Source organism: Metabacillus idriensis (assembly GCF_050483325.1).
Classification (GTDB): Bacteria; Bacillota; Bacilli; order Bacillales; family Bacillaceae; genus Bacillus_P; species Bacillus_P idriensis_A.
In genome coordinates this window covers 133,302-150,588 of the sequence record NZ_JBCMYF010000024.1, presented here as the reverse complement: position 1 = coordinate 150,588, position 17,287 = coordinate 133,302, and the positions used below count along the sequence as shown (strand labels likewise).

Annotated in this window: 15 protein-coding genes; 9 read left to right on the top strand and 6 right to left on the bottom strand. The window is 41.0% G+C overall.

Going from position 1 to position 17,287, the window contains the following annotated elements; all coding sequences use genetic code 11:
* Nucleotides 1-119: 119 nt before the first annotated feature.
* Nucleotides 120-380 (bottom strand): hypothetical protein, encoded by a 261-nt coding sequence (locus tag ABEQ24_RS14485; protein ID WP_430007436.1) that lies wholly within the window; start codon nucleotides 378-380, stop codon nucleotides 120-122.
* 196 nt (nucleotides 381-576) lie between these two features.
* Here ABEQ24_RS14485 and ABEQ24_RS14480 point away from each other — a divergent pair, with 196 nt between their 5' ends.
* Nucleotides 577-2,196, top strand: coding sequence for an ABC-F family ATP-binding cassette domain-containing protein (locus ABEQ24_RS14480; RefSeq protein ID WP_133311362.1), 1,620 nt, complete (start codon nucleotides 577-579; stop codon nucleotides 2,194-2,196).
* Nucleotides 2,197-2,255: 59 nt separating this feature from the next.
* Here ABEQ24_RS14480 and ABEQ24_RS14475 read toward each other — a convergent pair whose 3' ends face one another.
* Nucleotides 2,256-2,933, bottom strand: a complete 678-nt coding sequence (locus ABEQ24_RS14475; RefSeq protein ID WP_430007447.1) for a glycine betaine ABC transporter substrate-binding protein — start codon at nucleotides 2,931-2,933, stop codon at nucleotides 2,256-2,258.
* Nucleotides 2,934-3,167: 234 nt separating this feature from the next.
* Here ABEQ24_RS14475 and ABEQ24_RS14470 point away from each other — a divergent pair, with 234 nt between their 5' ends.
* Nucleotides 3,168-4,082: a ketopantoate reductase family protein gene (locus ABEQ24_RS14470; protein WP_430007435.1), complete on the top strand. Its 915-nt coding sequence runs from the start codon at nucleotides 3,168-3,170 to the stop codon at nucleotides 4,080-4,082.
* A 544-nt stretch (nucleotides 4,083-4,626) separates the two neighbouring features.
* Here the strand turns inward: ABEQ24_RS14470 and ABEQ24_RS14465 are convergent.
* The gene (locus tag ABEQ24_RS14465; RefSeq protein WP_430007434.1) at nucleotides 4,627-5,541 is read right to left on the bottom strand and encodes a CobW family GTP-binding protein; all 915 of its coding nucleotides are present in this window, start codon (nucleotides 5,539-5,541) and stop codon (nucleotides 4,627-4,629) included.
* A gap of 280 nt (nucleotides 5,542-5,821) precedes the next feature.
* Between ABEQ24_RS14465 and ABEQ24_RS14460 the strand changes: the two genes are divergently transcribed.
* Nucleotides 5,822-6,679, top strand: coding sequence for a DegV family protein (locus ABEQ24_RS14460; protein WP_430007433.1), 858 nt, complete (start codon nucleotides 5,822-5,824; stop codon nucleotides 6,677-6,679).
* A 49-nt stretch (nucleotides 6,680-6,728) separates the two neighbouring features.
* Here ABEQ24_RS14460 and ABEQ24_RS14455 read toward each other — a convergent pair whose 3' ends face one another.
* Nucleotides 6,729-7,958 (bottom strand): aminopeptidase, encoded by a 1,230-nt coding sequence (locus ABEQ24_RS14455; protein ID WP_430007432.1) that lies wholly within the window; start codon nucleotides 7,956-7,958, stop codon nucleotides 6,729-6,731.
* A gap of 161 nt (nucleotides 7,959-8,119) precedes the next feature.
* On the opposite strand from ABEQ24_RS14455, the gene ABEQ24_RS14450 reads away from it, so the two are divergent.
* The 3 genes from ABEQ24_RS14450 (at nucleotide 8,120) to abc-f (ending at nucleotide 12,217) form a co-directional block, all read left to right on the top strand.
* Entirely contained in the window at nucleotides 8,120-9,292 is a 1,173-nt protein-coding gene (locus ABEQ24_RS14450; RefSeq protein WP_430007431.1) for an acyl-CoA dehydrogenase family protein, read from the top strand.
* The gene (locus tag ABEQ24_RS14445; protein WP_430007430.1) at nucleotides 9,289-10,170 is read left to right on the top strand and encodes an aminoglycoside phosphotransferase family protein; all 882 of its coding nucleotides are present in this window, start codon (nucleotides 9,289-9,291) and stop codon (nucleotides 10,168-10,170) included. The genes ABEQ24_RS14450 and ABEQ24_RS14445 overlap by 4 nt, the downstream gene beginning before the upstream one ends.
* Nucleotides 10,171-10,456: 286 nt before the next feature.
* Nucleotides 10,457-12,217 carry a ribosomal protection-like ABC-F family protein gene (gene abc-f, locus ABEQ24_RS14440; protein WP_430007429.1) on the top strand — a complete coding sequence of 587 codons (1,761 nt, stop codon included), beginning with the start codon at nucleotides 10,457-10,459 and terminating at the stop codon, nucleotides 12,215-12,217.
* 38 nt (nucleotides 12,218-12,255) lie between these two features.
* Here abc-f and ABEQ24_RS14435 read toward each other — a convergent pair whose 3' ends face one another.
* Nucleotides 12,256-13,110 (bottom strand): VanW family protein, encoded by an 855-nt coding sequence (locus ABEQ24_RS14435; RefSeq protein WP_430007428.1) that lies wholly within the window; start codon nucleotides 13,108-13,110, stop codon nucleotides 12,256-12,258.
* A 274-nt stretch (nucleotides 13,111-13,384) separates the two neighbouring features.
* Nucleotides 13,385-14,392, bottom strand: coding sequence for a rod-share determining protein MreBH (mreBH, locus tag ABEQ24_RS14430; protein ID WP_252204978.1), 1,008 nt, complete (start codon nucleotides 14,390-14,392; stop codon nucleotides 13,385-13,387).
* A 149-nt stretch (nucleotides 14,393-14,541) separates the two neighbouring features.
* Here mreBH and ABEQ24_RS14425 point away from each other — a divergent pair, with 149 nt between their 5' ends.
* The 3 genes from ABEQ24_RS14425 to ABEQ24_RS14415 all read left to right on the top strand — a co-directional run bounded on the left by ABEQ24_RS14425 (nucleotide 14,542) and on the right by ABEQ24_RS14415 (nucleotide 17,273).
* Nucleotides 14,542-15,057, top strand: a complete 516-nt coding sequence (locus tag ABEQ24_RS14425; RefSeq protein ID WP_430007446.1) for an acyl-CoA thioesterase — start codon at nucleotides 14,542-14,544, stop codon at nucleotides 15,055-15,057.
* Between the two features lie 372 nt (nucleotides 15,058-15,429).
* Entirely contained in the window at nucleotides 15,430-15,885 is a 456-nt protein-coding gene (locus ABEQ24_RS14420) for a DUF6884 domain-containing protein (protein ID WP_430007427.1), read from the top strand.
* A gap of 80 nt (nucleotides 15,886-15,965) precedes the next feature.
* The gene (locus ABEQ24_RS14415) at nucleotides 15,966-17,273 is read left to right on the top strand and encodes an ATP-binding protein (RefSeq protein WP_430007426.1); all 1,308 of its coding nucleotides are present in this window, start codon (nucleotides 15,966-15,968) and stop codon (nucleotides 17,271-17,273) included.
* Nucleotides 17,274-17,287 lie beyond the last annotated feature (14 nt).

The following is a 17,287-nucleotide window of genomic DNA, read 5'->3' as shown; positions in this document are numbered from 1 at the left end:
AAAGCGCCTTTTCAGCCGGATCCTAATCTGTCTGTCGGGTCTGACCAGTCGGTTCCGCTTTTCTAGATGTCTAGCTCCATCGCCCAAATCCTCGGACAGAACGGGCGCTTGAGCTTTTCTTATGTGTATATTAGCGTTAATACAAGCATCGTGATAAAAACCGCTCCGATAATTCCAAGAATTGATTTTCCAAAAGAGACTTTCGCATCTATTTTTCCATATTTAGTCAAGATTTTTTTGCTGAAATAGTGGACGATGAGATAAATGACGACAAGGCAGATGAAAAAAGTGACATTGCTCGTCTGAAATCCTGTAAAAGCAAGGAACAGTCCGGTAAATAGAATATAAAGCGAGTATTCTAGGAGAGTAAGTAATTTCATATGGGATAACCTCCGGGATGTAATACACATAATCCTATCATAAAAATGCACCGTTCAAAACGTTTGGAATGTGAACATTAAATGGACTTTGCATAAATGACCCATATATTTTAAGCGCAAAACTTCATTTATTATTTTTTTTCGCCAGTTCGTGTTATAATTTTGTAGATTATGTATAGATGGAGGACTAACTTTAATGATTACAGTAAGCAATGTTGGATTGCGATATGGTGACCGCAAACTTTTTGAAGATGTTAACATAAAATTCACCCCTGGCAACTGCTATGGTTTAATTGGAGCAAACGGTGCAGGGAAATCTACATTTATTAAGATTCTTTCAGGTGAGATTGAAGCACAGACTGGAAACGTCAGCTTAGGACCTGGCGAACGTCTCGCGGTTCTTAAACAAAATCACTTTGAATATGAAGACTATGAAGTTATGAAGGTTGTTATTATGGGCCATGCCCGCCTTTATGAGGTGATGCAGGAGAAAGATGCCATCTACATGAAAGCTGATTTTTCAGATGAAGACGGCATGCGTGCAGCTGAGCTTGAAGGTGAATTTGCAGAACTTAACGGGTGGGAAGCTGAGAGTGAAGCAGCCATTCTTTTAAAAGGACTTGGCATCACAGATGAGCTTCATGACAAGAAAATGGCAGACTTGACAGGCGGAGACAAAGTGAAAGTATTGCTTGCTCAAGCCTTGTTCGGCAAACCGGACGTTCTTCTGCTAGATGAGCCTACGAACCACTTGGACATCAAAGCGATTCAGTGGCTGGAAGAATTCCTGATCAACTTTGAAAATACCGTTATTGTTGTATCCCATGACCGTCACTTCCTTAACAAAGTATGTACGCATATTGCGGATCTTGATTACGGAAAAATTCAGGTTTATGTCGGAAACTATGATTTCTGGTATGAATCAAGTCAGCTTGCAAGCCGCATGGCATCAGATGCAAACAAGAAAAAAGAAGAGAAAATTAAAGAACTTCAAGCGTTTATTGCGCGGTTCAGTGCAAATGCTTCGAAATCAAAACAGGCTACTTCAAGAAAGAAATTGCTTGATAAAATTTCCCTTGATGATATCAGACCATCTTCACGCCGCTATCCTTGGGTCGGCTTTACACCTGAGCGAGAGATTGGCAACGATGTTCTCCGTGTTGACGGCATCTCAAAAACAATCGACGGTGTAAAAGTTCTTGATAATGTCAGCTTTATTATGAACAAAGAAGATAAAATTGCCCTTGTCGGCCGTGATGAAATCGCCATTACGACTCTATTTAAAATTCTAATGGGCGAAATGGAAGCAGACAGCGGAACATTCAAATGGGGAGTAACTACTTCTCAAGCTTATTTCCCTAAAGACAACAGCGAATTCTTCGAAGGCGTTGAATCAAACCTTGTTGACTGGCTTCGCCAATACTCGCCTAATGACCAAAGCGAAAGCTTCCTGCGCGGGTTCCTTGGAAGAATGCTCTTCTCTGGTGAAGAAGTTCTTAAAAAAGCAAGTGTCTTATCAGGTGGAGAAAAAGTCCGCTGCATGCTGTCTAAAATGATGCTCAGCAGCTCAAACATTCTGCTGTTAGATGAGCCTACGAACCATTTAGACTTAGAATCAATCACAGCCCTTAATAATGGATTAATTGCATTCAAGGGTGCAATGATCTTCACTTCTCATGACCATCAGTTTGTTCAAACGATTGCAAACCGCATCATTGAGGTTACACCAAATGGCGTGATTGACAAACAAATGTCGTATGATGAGTACCTTGAGAATGAGGATGTTCAAAAGCAGATTCAAACGATGTATGCATAAAAAACGGAACAGTCTTTCTGAAAGCAAGCTATAAAAAAAACCGCCAAATTGGCGGTTTTTTATTTTTCCTCGATCCAGCTGTCTACAAGATCCCTGTTTTTCTTTATCCACTTTTCTGCGCCTTTTTCATAGGCATCAGGCTCTTGTGTCAGAGATTCTTCCTGAACGTATTTAATAAGAGAATTGAATTGTTTATCATTCATTTTCCACTCTGACATCCATTTCACAATTTCCGGATGTTCATCTGTAAATCCGATTCTTGACATCGAATGAATTTTATCAGGAGCACCGTACACATTTTTAGGGTCGTCAAGGTACTTAATGTCGTAATCAGCGAAAAAACAGTGAGGACTCCATAGCGTAACAACAATCGGTTCTTTCTTTTTGTACGCTTTTTTAAATTCTGTCAGCATGGCAGCCTCGGAAGATTCAACAAGCTCATAGTCAAGGCCATACTTCTGCTTCGCTTTTGTTGTCAGCTGCATCAAGCTTGAGCCTGGATCGATCCCGATGATCTCACCATTGTATTCAGCTTTTTTAGAGTACAAGTCTTCGATGCTGTTAACATCCTTCATATACTGGGGCACCGCAAGTCCAAGTCGTGTTCCATAAAACCATGGCTCTCCGATTTCAACGTCTTTTTTAAACTTATCATAGAGCGGTTTGTCGGTCAGCCGGAGCCATACTTGTCCGGTTACATCAATATCTCCCCTGGAAAGACCTGTCCATAGCGCGATTTTTTTAAGCTCAATGATCTCAACATCATACCCTTTTTCCAGGTTCGATCATGAGCCGTGCGGAAACAATCCTGCTTGACAGAGGCCCGCGTGTTGCGCTCAAGCTTATGAGAGATGCAGGATATTCAAGTGTATATACGGTCGATAAAGAAATCCTGCTTATTCCGAGAAGGATTTTTTGTCTTTTCTTTAAAGCTTCTATAAACTTGAATATGAAGGAAAGGGGATGGAAAAGTGAAAGTTTTAGTAGTTGGTGCAGGGGCGGTGGGCGGATATTTTGGTGCCCGTCTCGCTGAAAAAGGGGAAGATGTCACGTTTTTAGTCAGAGAAAAAAGGGCACATTTGCTGAATGAACAAGGTTTGCAAGTGAAAAGTATACACGGTGATTATCATTTTTATCCGCACATTATGATTGCCGGAGATAAAAAGGAATCATTCGATCTTATCCTTTTATCTGTAAAAGCTTATCATCTGAAAAAAGTTATCGAGGATTTGTCGCCATTTGTTGGAGATCAGACTCTCATTATGCCGCTTCTTAATGGGTTTTCCCATTTGGACATGCTGCAGGAGAGATTCTCTGAAGAACGTGTCATCGGCGGTTTATGTTTTATTGAATCGACTGTGGATCAGAATGGGGCAATCGTCCAGACCAGTCCAATCCATGAACTCGTTTACGGAGCACTTAACAATGAGCAGAATAAAGCAGTTGAAAAACTGGAAGCATTATTTGCCGGCTCAAATGCTGAAATTCGTAAGAGTGAAAGGATTCTCACTGATATGTGGCATAAATATATGTTCATCTCAGGTTTGTCTGGCGTCACTACACTGTTCCGTTCACCAATCGGGCCCATCCGCGAAAATGAATTCGGACTAAATGCTGCACAGAAACTCTTTTATGAAATTGGATCGATTATGCGTGCCGAAGGTGCACCAATTGCTGCTGGAATTGAAGATATACAGCTCGAAAAAATACATAACATGACACACGGAATGAAGTCCTCCATGCAAAGAGATATGGAAAAAATGACAGAAATCGAAGCAGATCATCTGCAGGGGTATCTATTGAAGCTTGCCGAGAAACATGAGGTAGAAACGCCGGTTTTATCAATGGTGTATGCGAATTTAAAGATATACGAGAAGAATCGCTAAATGAACAGACCTGCTTTAAACTTAAGTAAGTGAATAGCATTAGGAAAACGCCCAATTTTTAAGTTGGGCGTTATTATCATTTTGACACCGATTGAAAAGGTGCATTTTTGTACATAAATAGTAATTTCATGTGTACGATTCCACAATCGGCCAAACTCCTGGTTACGGTGGAATCAAAGGGGTGGTATGATTCCACACTTGGTCAAACTTCCGGGAATTGTGGAATCAATGAGGTGGTATGATTCCACAATTGGCCAAACTCCCTGGATTTGCGGACACAAAGAGGTCGAACGATTCCACAATTGTTCAATCTCCCGAGTTTTGTGGAATCAAAGGGGTCGAATGATTCCACAATCGTTCACTCTCCATGGTTTCGTGGAATCAAAAGGGTCGAATGATTCCACAATTGTACGCCTTTCCGAGTTTTGTGGAATCAAAAGGGTCGAATGATTCCACAAAAAACAAAAAAACGGGTATAAATTGCTGTGCAATTTACTGCCCGTTTTCCTGTTTATTTTGCATAGTGCATTTTATTTTAAGAAACCTATTTCTGCAGTGCCTCAAGCTGATCCTTCAGCAAGGCATGATCTAAATTTTCGCCGATAAAAACAAGCGTCTTTTTCATTTTAACAGGCTCTTTTAAGTAGAGCGGCATGCCGTATGAATACTGAAACAAGTACGTATCCTGCGAATGTGTAAAGGATAGGTAGCCCTTTATGCGGTAGATTGTATCAGGCATGTTTCTCAAAAAATCTTCAAAAGCGTCAAAATCGATTTGTTCTGTAAAAGTGTGAACATATGTCTTTAAATGAAGATCAAAATGAACATGTGTTTTTTCGTGCTCCTTCTGCTGCTTGCGGGCTAAATGCTGAAAATCACTTAATCGAATATTGGCGTATTGAGTCAGCAGCACTTTGGAATCAGGGGCAATGTTCTGGATATCAAAGACGAGGGATGCCTGTGCTGATTCTGAGAGATTATCGACTTTATTCAAAAGAACAATATCCGCATGGTGAATTTGTTCCTGCAGGAGCTTTTGAAGCTGAATACTTAAGGCGCGGCGATCATGATAGCGGGCGCCGTCAACAAGCGTTACGATGGAGCCAATAGCCAGCTTTTCAGCAAAAACAGGCGATAAACAAGCGTCAAGCACTTCAATCGGATGTGCCGCACCTGTTGTTTCAATATAGATCGCATCAAGGTCGTATTGTGAGAGCATACCCTGGAGCTGTGCTTCTAACTGCCCTTGCATTGTGCAGCATACACATCCATTTAAAAGCTCTTTTAAAGGAATATCATCTGAGACAGCGTCAGAATCAATGGATACTTTTCCGAGCTCATTCATAATGACGGCGATTTTTCGGTTTTTATCTTGTTCTTGTTTTAAAATGTTTTTTAATAGTGTTGTTTTACCCGCTCCTAAAAATCCGGATAATATGTAGACTTCTACAGATTTCATCGTTTTACTCTCCCGTTCAGGTTGATATGTCTCATCGTACATGAATTCTGCATTTTTCGTCAATCGTCAACTTTAAATAAGAAAATTCAATGAACATGTCAATCTTTCTATTGTTTATTCCTTTAGTTCACTATAGAATGAAAACTGTTGACACTTTTCCTAGCAATCTAGTAGGAATTGGTAGTATGTGTTAATGAAAGGCTGTTTTTGCCAAGACTGAGATTTTAAATAAAATGTCTTCCTAAAGAGCCTAGTGAAAACGCCTGGGGGTAAACATACGTTGAAAAAAATTGCATGGATTACTGATAGTGTCTCTTGCATTTCAGAAGATACTGCTGAAAAATACGGGATAAATGTTGTGCCGCTTTCTATCATATTTGATGGGAATTGTTATAAAGACGGCATTGAACTGACAAATGAAGAGTTTTATGAAAAATTAAAAGCATCGAAAATTTCACCAACAACAAGTCAGCCTGCTGTCGGTGATTTCGTTCAATTATATGAAAAACTGAAACAGGAATACGAAATGGGAATCGCCATTCATGTGACTTCAAAAGTAAGCGGCACCCTGAATGCTTCCATGCTCGCGGCAGAGATTGCCGGGTTTAATATGGTTCATATTGATTCTAAAATCGGCGCAAAAGCTCAGGAATATATGATGCTTGAGGGGGCCCGCATGGACCGGGAAGGGTATACTGGCAAAGAAATAGCCGAACATTTGCAGGACCTCCCCGAGCGGGTAAGAGGACTTAACTTGATTGGCAGCCTTGAGCAGCTTCACAAAGGGGGACGTGTCTCAGGCGTTGGGATGGTAATTGGCAATTTGCTGCAAATTCGCCCGATTATTGAGTTTCAGAATGGTGAATTAGTTCAGCTTGAAAAAGTAAGAACGACCAAAAAAGCTGAAAACCGCATATTCGAACTTTTTAAAGCATCCTATACAGAAAAGGGTGTTTATGGAGTAGCTGTCATTCACAGCAATCTCTTTGAAAAAGCGGGTGAGTGGAAGGAAAGACTTTCACAAATCGACCCGTCAATGGACATTGAAATCGGAGAATTAAGTCCTGTGATTTCCGCTCATGTTGGAGAAGGAACAATCGGACTGATGTGGTTTGAAAAGAAACCGTCAGAGAAATAAATAGAAACCGCCTGGAGTTAAAATCCAGGCGGTTTTTTGATTTTTCAGCTTAAATGGCCCAAGTGCCTTTTCTAAACAGCGGCTCGCTCGTGCCGTCTTCGAGGATCCCGTCAATGTCCATTTCAGCAGAACCAATCATAAAGTCAACATGTGTGATGCTTGAATTGACTCCGTTTTTCTCCAATTCCTCGCGGGACATTTTCTTTCCGCCTTCAATGCAGAAAGCATAAGCATTGCCGATTGCCAAGTGATTGGATGCATTTTCATCAAAAAGCGTATTGTAGAATAAAACATCAGACATCGAAATAGGTGAATCGTGCGGAACAAGCGCCACTTCTCCTAAGTAATGGGAGCCCTCATCTGTTGCTACTAGCTCTTTTAATATTTCTTCGCCTTCTTCTGCCTTTACATCTGTGATCCGGCCGTTTTCAAAAGTAAGCGAAAACTTGTCAATGAGGTTACCGCCGTAGCTGAGAGGCTTTGTGCTTGCTGCAACTCCGTTAACGCCTTCTTTTGCAGGCACCGTGAACACTTCTTCTGTCGGCATATTGGCCATAAATTCATTTCCTTGTTCATTGACGCTTCCTGCACCGATCCATAGATGTTTTTCAGGAAGTTCAATCGTTAAATCCGTACCCTCTGCGCGATAATGAAGCTTTTTGTACTTCTTGCCGTTTAAATAATCTACCTTGCTGTTCAGGGATTGATCATGTTCTTTCCAAGCAGCCACAGGATCTTCAAGATCTGTGCGGGTTGCTTTGAAGATTGCGTCCCAAAGCTGTTCAACTGCATTTCCGCCTGCTTCAGGGAATACTTTTGCAGCCCATTTTTCAGATGGAACCGCGATTACAGACCAGCTTACTTTGTCTGCCTGAACATAATTTCTGTATGTAGATAAAGCAGTGCCTGCAGCTTTAGAACTGGCTGCGATTCTCTTTGAATCGATCCCTTTTAGTAAATCAGGGGATGATGAAACGATCGACATGAAGGCAGCACCATTTTCGGCAAGCGCTTCAAGACCCTTTGCACGCCACTCAGGAAATTCCTCAAACGCTTCTTGCGGCGCAAGCTCAAACCTAGTACGGGTTACGTCATCGTCATTCCAGTCTACCTGCACATGTTTTGCACCTGTTTCATAGGCATTTCTTACAACTAAGCGAACAAATTCAGCTGCATCAAGTGAAGCGTTGATGACAAGAGTTTGTCCTTTTTGAATATTTACGCCAACCTTAACAGCAAGCTCTGCATATTTTTCGAGATTTTTTTGAAAAGAAGTCATTCGTTTCTCTCCTTTAACCAGAATTAGTTCTATTTTATCAGAACTGCTAACATTAGGAAATAAAAAAGACTGAGTATTCTATATACAAACAGCTATCAGATCGGAATACTTTATCAAATTGGCGAGAAAAGATAGAATATAAGGTGAAAGAAGGTGGGATCGTGCTTGATCAGCAATTCATCAAAACAGACCGGCAAAAAGCATTGTTGGAAACAGCTTCTGAGCTTGCAGAGAAATTTTCTGAGCGGGCAGATTATTATGATCGGGAGGCTCTTTTTCCTTTTCAAAATTTTCGTGATTTAAAAAGAGCAGGATACTTGAAATTATCAATCCCTGTAAAATATGGCGGAGACAATCTGTCTCTTTATGAATTTGTGTTAATACAGGAAAAGCTGGCACAAGGAGACGGAGCAACGGCATTATCACTTGGCTGGCATCTTGGGATCCTCATGAACATTAGAGAAACGGAAAAATGGGATGAAAAAACATATGCCCGGATTTCCCGAGAAATCATACAGTTCGACAAATTGCTGAACAGCGCTGCTTCTGAACCGAATGGAGGAAGTCCAGCAAGAGGCGGCAAGCCTGAAACGACAGCAAAGCGGAGCGGGGATAAGTGGATCATTAACGGCAAGAAAATATTCACATCCCTTGCTCCTGCACTTGATTATTTCCTGATCACTGCAACGATTGAGGAAACTTTAGAAGTAGGGGAATTTATTATTCCAAAGGAATCTTCTGGGCTATCCATTGAAGAAACATGGAACACGCTTGGAATGAGAGGAACAAGAAGCGATGATTTAATTCTTGAAAATGTAGAAATTGAACTAGAAGCGATGACAGGTTTGAAAACGAAACCTTCTAAAGGAGCGCCTCCGCAAGGCTGGCTGCTTCATATACCTGCATGTTATTTGGGAATTGCCATAGCAGCGAGGAATTTTGCTGTCGAATTTGCAAAAAAACATCAGCCAAACAGTTTAAATCATCCAATTAAGGATCTGCCTGAAGTGAGAAGAAAGATTGCAAACATGGACCTGTCGCTTCTGACTGCAAGGCACCTATTGTATGGAACAGCTGAAAAATGGGACACTGCTCCAAACAAACGAACTAATCTCGCAGCTGAGCTCGCAGCTGCCAAGACAGTTGCTACAAATACAGCAGTCGAGGTGGTCGATCTTGCGATGCGTGTAGTTGGCGGACAAAGTATCTTTAATTCCCTTCCTCTCCAAAGGTATTACAGAGATGTAAGAGCGGGGCTCCACAATCCGCCGGCAGATGAAATTACGTATGGCATCCTTGCAGATCAGGCTTTTAGTGAGGGAGAGGGAAAATGAACCTTCCAAGTAAGTTTAAACAAACGGTTATCGGAGTCCATGGAGATAAAGGGAAAGACTGGCTCCGTGAACTTCCTTCCATTATTGACAGATGCGAGCAGAAATACGGCCTGAAAATAAGCGATCCTTATAAATTGTCGTATCACTATGTAGCACAGGCTATTAATGCCAATGGCGAAGAGGCGGTTGTTAAAATCGGGCTCCCCAACCATAAAGATTTGATTGCTGAGAGCATTGCATTAAAGGTACTGGGAAGGGGCAGCGGCATGGTTAAACTGATTGATGATCATATAGTTGACGGCCTCTTAATTTTGGAAAAAATAAAGCCGGGCACCATGCTTTCAGAAGTTGAAAGTGATGAAAAAGCTGTTTTAGCTGCTTCTTTTGTTATGAAGAGTATTTGGCATCCGTATGAAGGCAGCCATCCTTTTCCCCACTTGTCAGCTTGGATGTCTGGCTTAGGAAGGGTAGAGCAAAATAGGATAGACGAAAAATTTATACATAAGGCTGAGGTTCTTTCTGAGCAATTAATAAACACCATTTCTAAACCAATTTTATTGCATGGCGACCTCCATCAGGATAATATTTTGAAAAAGGGCGGGGACTGGATGGCGATAGATCCAAAGGGGGTTATAGGTGAAGCTGAATTTGAAGTTTCAAGCTTCAGTAAAAATTATTTGTTTGATAAAAAAAATCCCCGGGATGTGCTTGAAAAAAGAATTGAGCAGTTTACAAAAGAATTAGGTTTGGACAGAAGCCGTATGATTGGCTGGGGCTTTTGTCAGGCTGTGCTGAGTGCATGCTGGTGTCTGGAGGACGGGGCTTCCTGTTTTGAAGAGAATCTTCAACTCGCGGGACTATACGAATCCATGATGTAACTGCTTACAAATGCGGTTGACAGATTTTGTTTTGTTATCATATACTAATATCATTCTAATATTGGAAAGGAAAAGGTACTGGAGACATGTGGAACTAATCTTATTTTCTAAACGTTTTTTGAATAAGCAAAAAAACGAGACCTAGAGAATAGGATGAGTGCGCTCATTTTTCATACCATTTCCAGCTGAATCCCCTAATCTATGCATCTTTCTGCATTTTTTGGCGGGTATTCCGTTTATTACATATGGTTGAAATCCTCTCTAGGCAAACTTGGGAGGTTTTTTTATGGCTAAAAATGAAAGATTAGTAAAACAGCGGCATGCAAATACAATCCTTAATGTGAAAGATGTTAAAAAACAATATGGAGATCAAGTCATTCTTGAAAACATACAGTTTGAACTGAAACAAGAAGATTGTGCGGGATTAGTCGGCTACAACGGGGCAGGCAAGACGACGCTTGCCAATCTGATTTTTGGGAAGCTTCTTCCTGATGAAGGTAGCATTACAAGAAAAAAAGACCTGAAAATTGGATATCTGCTGCAGTCAGTTGATTACACAGTCCATGATTTTAAAGGGGTCTTAGAAGATCAAAGCTTTGAGAGAATCTTTGAAACAACAAAAAAATTAGGGCTTGAAAAAGTGCGAAATTGGAAAGAAGACCGGCTGCATCATTTAAGCGGCGGTGAGAAGCTGAAGCTTGCACTCGCTCATGTATGGGCCACAACCCCCGATCTGCTGATTCTCGATGAACCGACCAATCATCTGGACTACCATGGAATAGAATGGCTTGCAGATCAGCTGAGGACCTTTACAGGAGCTGTGCTGATTATTTCACATGACCGTTACTTTCTTGACAGGACTGTATCGCATATTTTTGAATTGGAAAATAAGAAGATTAAGGAGTTCACAGGGAATTACACGGCATACAGAAACGAAAAGAAAAGACTGGCAGAAGAACAAAAGCATCAGTATGAAGTGCAGCAGCGCTATAAAGCGAAAATTGAAGGTCAAATGGAGAATTTAAAGAACTGGTCAGAAAAAGCCCACCGGGAATCCACCAAACAGGGCAGTCCTTCTGAACGAAAACAGATGGGATTTAAAGAATACAACCGGGTAAAAGCGAAAAAAATGGATATTCAGGTCCGTTCTAAGATGAAGCGATTAACGGCTGAACTTGAAAAGAATAAAAAAGAAAAACCGCAGGAAGAAGCTAAAGTTCTGTTTCAGTTCGATTCAAGCGGAAAAAGAGGCAAGCGTGTACTTGAAGCAAAAGGGCTTGAAAAAACGTTTGGGGAGCTTTCCCTGATTAAGGAAAGTCATTTTTATATTAAGCAAGGAGAAAGAGTGGGGATTATCGGGAAAAATGGAGCCGGCAAATCGACGCTCATTCGGATGATTCAGGGCTTAGAAGACGTGAGCGGAGGCGAGCTGTGGAAAAGCGAAACGATGAAAATCGCCTATTTAAGTCAGGACGTAAATGATTTAACGGAAGATGCAACCGTTCTTGAAGCTCTGGATCTTCATGATAGGGAACAGATTTTAAGAGCGCGGACCACTTTCGCAAACATGGGACTGACTGAGGATAAGATTAAGCAGGCAATTGGTTCACTCAGCCTCGGCGAACGCACAAGGGTGAAGCTTGTGTCGATGATCCTGAAAGAATACGATGTTCTCATCCTTGATGAGCCGACAAACCACCTGGACCTCCCGAGCCGCGAACAGCTAGAGGAGACGCTTGATGAGTTTGAGGGGACCATCATCATTGTGTCTCACGATCAGTATTTTATGAACAAATTGTGTGATAAGCTTCTCGTATTTGAAGATGCGATCGTAAGAAGAGTTGAAATGAAGCTTGATGACTATTTATCAAGAGGCAGAATGGAATGGAATGAAACCGATATTGAAAAAGAGCTGCTTAAAATTGATCATCAGCTGACAGCTGTGTTAAGCAAACTCAGTGTCATAAGCAGAGAAGATCCTTCTTATGCGATTCTCGATGCCGAGTACAGCAGACTTCTTCAAGAAAAGAGGAAGCTGATAAGATAAAAAGAAGGCTGAGATGACTCAGCCTTCTTTTTATTTAGTTAGTTTTTTGAAGCTGCTAAAATTTGAACTTCAAGACTGCCGCTTTTTTGATCGACTATCGTTTTTATTATTACAGGGAAATCTTTATTATTCATGAATTTAAAATCGTAGCCGCCCCAAGAAACCGTAGCATCCTGATTAATAGGGACATAACCGACTTCTTTGGAATGGTGGTGAAGTTCGATTATTTCAAGACCGGCTTTTGCAACAGCGTTGTACAAAGTGCTGGATGTCTGACAGATTCCCCCGCCAATTCCTTCGACAAATTCTTTATTTACAATCTCAAGCGCTTTTTGATAGCCGCGTGCAGGAGTTCTCTCCCCGACAGCCAAATTAAAATAAAATCTGTCTCCTGGCCCTAAAACGATATCATTGATCGTATTCGATGAAAGGGCGATGTTGGTGCTTCTTCCCGCAACAGAAGGATTAAACGTTGTTTTATAGCTTCCGATCACGGTTTGTGCAGCGCCATTTAGAGCTTCCTGTGTAATATTTGGAGCTGTTTCGGTAATTGGTAGCGGGATTTCGTGACTGAATGCAGATAGATTCAGCAATTGGTTGTATAGAGCTTCTTCATCAAGAACAACACGGCTTTGACCTGGTAAAAGCTTGCCGTCTTTGACTTTTGAAGGAGTCATGGGCTGATCATATTTATCAGCCATTTGCCTGACCAGCGCCTTCATATCTTCTTCATGCTGCTCTTTCTCAATATCGCCAGCTGCTGAGAATGTTGCTGCTGTACTGCCATCTCTGCTGTCAATCAGTGCAAACTCCCGATTCATTTCCATCGTCTTTGAAGATACAGCTTTTGCACTCACCGCATTTTTCGTCATAATAAGGCTTTCTTTTTCCACTAAACCGCATCCGCTTACAACAAAAATAATTGACACGAACAAAATTAAGCGTTTTATCTCGTTCTCCCCCAGTGAAAATGCAGATTATTTTATGTGAATCATACAATAGGTAAGACGCATGTGAAAAGAGAAAAGTTTCAAAAATCTGGAGAAAAAAAGAATAATTTTCAATTGATTGTTTTATTTTGAAGAAACGTGTAGAATATATTTTAGAACGTATGTTCTAGTTTTTGTGAAAAAAAAAGAACCGCATATAATTGCGGCTCTTTTCATCTTACTTTGATACTTTTTGCAGCTTGTGAATGACCTGAAGAGATCTTCCGGTTCCGATTGCAACCGACTCAAGCGGACTTGGTGCAAGATGGACAGGAACAACAATTTCTTCGCTGAGCCATTCCTGCATGCCTTTCATTAAGGCGCCTCCGCCTGTGAGAATTACCCCGCGGTCTACGATATCGCCGCTAAGCTCTGGCGGGCAGTCTTCAAGGGTAGCACGGATCGCTTCTAAAATATGAAGCAATGATTCTCTCATTGAATTCTGCATTTCAGTTGATGACAAAGTGATTGTTTTTGGAAGACCAGTAACGAGGTCACGCCCTCTGACTTCCATTAACAGTTCGTCATGCTTGACAAGAGCATAGCCGATTTCCATTTTAATGTTCTCAGCCGTGCGCTCGCCGATTAACAGGTTATAGTTTTTACGGACATATCCAATGATATCCTCATCAAGCTGATCTCCGCCGATTCGGATGGAGTGGCAAGATACCACGCCGCCAAATGAAATGATGGCAACCTCTGTTGTTCCGCCGCCGATATCAACAATAACATTAGCAATTGGCTCATCAACAGGGAGATCTGCACCAATTGCAGCTGCAACAGGCTCCTCAATTAAATGGACAATTTTAGCACCTGAATTTTTTACTGCATCATGAATGGCACGGCGTTCAACACTTGTTGCACCTGAAGGAGTACATACGACGACAGTAGGTTTTCTGATTGAGAACCCTAATTTTTTCGAAGCTTTTTTCATAATTTGCTTAAGCATTTCAGTTGTTACATCATAATCAGCAATGACACCGTCTTTAAGCGGGCGGACCGCAACAATTTTACCAGGCGTTTTGCCAATCATGCTTTTTGCTTCCGTCCCTACAGCCAAAACATTTTTTGTTACTGTATCAATCGCCACAACGGACGGTTCATTTAACGCGATTCCTTTATCCTTGCTGTACACAAGAATATTTGCTGTACCTAAGTCAATTCCAATTTCAGAAGTAGAAAACATATATTTTCACCCAATCCTCATAGATTTCGAGTCTTTTATATTCATTCTGCAAACAGTGTCGATTTATGGGGGTGCCAGTCTTATTTTGATGTATTTTTTTTGAACATCAGGGAATAAGAAAGAGAGAATTTAAAAAAGGAAGTGCATCTATAGTGGAAGTGAAGTTCTGCCGGCATTCTTTCGTTGTAAAAACCAGTATCGTTCTACCGTCTGATACAAACAATTACGGAACTTTATTCGGCGGTAAACTTATGGCTTATATTGATGACGTAGCAGCCATTTCGGCAATCAGGCACGCCCGCTCGCACGTTGTTACGGCATCAACGGACTCTGTTGATTTTCTGCATCCCATTTATGAAGGGAACTCAGTATGTCTTGAAGCGTTTGTAACATACACGGGAAGAACATCAATGGAGGTTTTTGTAAAGGTCATTGCAGAAGATCTTCTAAACGGAAATCGAAATGTATGTGCGCTGTCTTTTTTAACAATGGTTGCAGTAGATGAGCACAATAAGCCAACTCCTGTTCCAAAAGTTGTTCCAGAGTCAGACACAGAAAAGAGGCTGAATGACTCAGCACTCAATCGGGCAGCCATCCGGAAAAAGCGGAAAGAAGAAACGGAATCAATGGCATCCGCATTCGGAACAGATTATCCATGGCTGTAAAAGGTAATGGAGAATAGAAGTGGATTTGAGCAAAGCCTGGAGGAGCAGGTAAAACCCTGATCCCCAGGCTGATTGATATGAAATGAGATCTTCAAAATGCCGCTTGAAAAATTCTTTCATGAACGTATAGATATGACTTAAAGCAGTGTAGTTATTTATTATCCAGGTTCTTTTAGTAAACTTTGCTGCTTTTAGATTGCTTGTTTAGAATTTTTAGCGGGTTGCAGCGGAAAGCAATTGCCTGTAGCGGAAAATAAATATCACCATTTATCATCAAAAACAACTTTCTATGCGAAAACAGTTTCTTCTGCTATGTCAATAAATCTATAAAGCTATTAGGAAGCAGCATGAGGCAAAAAAGGAGATGCGAAATTGAAGCAGCTATGTATAATACCATGCGGTAATAAAAAAATCTGGGATAAGGAACCCCATCTTGGACAAGTTGAAGCTGTAAATGCCTATACTGGAACCTTTCATTTGCTTTGCCGCCAGTATGCAGACATGTTTTTTGATGACTGGGTTATTCTTTCTGCAAAACACGGATTTTTATTCCCTGAGGATTTAGTGCCCGGCAATTATAATGTCTCTTTCAGTATGAAAACAGAAGAAGTAATAACACTTGAAAAACTTCAGATGCAGGCAGATGAGAAGAACCTTCATCAATTTGAAGAGATTGTCATTCTTGGAGGCAAGAAATTCAAGCCGATTGCAGAAAATATCCTTAAAGGAAAATTCATTTATCCGCTAAAGGATTGCGGAGGAATCGGTTACATGCAGCAAATGCTGAAAAAAGCAGTACTTACTGAACATAGTCTGCACGAGGAATAGAAATAAAACCAAGCGTCAGAATATGCTGATAAATCAGAAAATGGTATACTGAGAAAAATAGAACCCGAAAAGGTGCTGCGATGAACAAATATGCGGGCAGAATGATAATAACTTTACTAGCTGTATGTATTCTGATTTTATGGAATATCTTTGACTTTATCTTTGGGAATCAGTCCGTTCCGCTCCTGTACAGCAGTTTATTCTGCATTATTATCTTGGCTGTTGTATGGAAACTGGGAACTTATATTGACCATTCCAAGCTCCTGATTCAGCAGCTGAGCGAAAGCCAGCGCCGTTATAAAAACCTGCTTGATGAGACAAAGATGGTCCTTGAGAACATCCAGGAAGTGGTGTTTCAAACGGATGGTGAAGGAAACTTTATTTACTTAAACCCTGCGTGGACGGATGTAACAGGCTACGAACGCTCTGAAAGTCTGTATTCAAGCTTTTACCATTACATCACTTTTGAGGAAAAAAAGAGAGTGAGAAGCACGCTTGCTGACTATACGGCTTCGAAGCGGGTAGAGGGAAGACTCGAAACATCCTATCGCAAGAAAAGCGGCGGGGAATTTTTTGCATATGTTCATTTCAAAATGTACTATGACAATGAAGGTTATTTGATTGGAACAGTCGGGACAATTCAGGACATTACAGACAGGAAGCTTGAAGAGCGGGAATGGAAAGAGATGAATGAGCATCTTGCTCTGAAATCCCAAAAACTGTCCATTGCCGGACAGCTTGCTGCAGGAATTGCCCACGAGGTGAGGAATCCGCTAACATCCATCAGCGGGTTTCTGCAGCTAATTAAAAATGAATTTCCTGACAAAGATTCCTATTTTGATATTATTTTTGGAGAAATAAAGAGAATTGAGCTGGTCCTAAGCGAAATGCTTGTATTGGCTAAACCCCAGGCGATTCATTTCAGAGAAAAGAATATGGTTTCCATTTTGGAGCAGGTGTCTGTACTTATTGAATCTAATGCAATATTACATAATATTCAGCTGAAAAAAAGTTTTCCTTCTGAAGAAATTATTGTTGATTGTGATGAAAATCAACTTAAGCAGGTATTTATCAATCTGATTAAAAACGCGATTGAAGCTATGCCGAATGGAGGGAACATCCACATAAGCTGCAGACTCAAAGGGGAGGCTGTGATCATTTCGATTGAAGATGACGGGATGGGAATTCCTAAAGAAAAAATATCAAAACTAGGCGAACCTTTCTTTTCTACAAAAGAAAAAGGAACCGGCCTCGGCCTGACCGTTTGCTTAAGAATCATAAAAGACCATTACGGCCATATCAATGTAAACAGCAGCTTAAATAATGGGACCACATTTGAAGTTATCCTGCCTGCTGTAAATCGGAAATCTATATTAGAGCCTGTTTAAGAGGAGATTGGTAA

Coding starts and splice junctions, on each gene's coding strand:
- ABEQ24_RS14485 (WP_430007436.1), bottom strand. CDS start 380: ATGAAATTACTTACTCTCCTAGAATACTCGCTTTATATTCTATTTACC.
- ABEQ24_RS14480 (WP_133311362.1), top strand. CDS start 577: ATGATTACAGTAAGCAATGTTGGATTGCGATATGGTGACCGCAAACTT.
- ABEQ24_RS14465 (WP_430007434.1), bottom strand. CDS start 5,541: ATGAAATCTGTAGAAGTCTACATATTATCCGGATTTTTAGGAGCGGGT.
- ABEQ24_RS14455 (WP_430007432.1), bottom strand. CDS start 7,958: ATGACTTCTTTTCAAAAAAATCTCGAAAAATATGCAGAGCTTGCTGTT.
- ABEQ24_RS14445 (WP_430007430.1), top strand. CDS start 9,289: ATGAACCTTCCAAGTAAGTTTAAACAAACGGTTATCGGAGTCCATGGA.
- abc-f (WP_430007429.1), top strand. CDS start 10,457: ATGGCTAAAAATGAAAGATTAGTAAAACAGCGGCATGCAAATACAATC.
- mreBH (WP_252204978.1), bottom strand. CDS start 14,392: ATGTTTTCTACTTCTGAAATTGGAATTGACTTAGGTACAGCAAATATT.
- ABEQ24_RS14415 (WP_430007426.1), top strand. CDS start 15,966: ATGAACAAATATGCGGGCAGAATGATAATAACTTTACTAGCTGTATGT.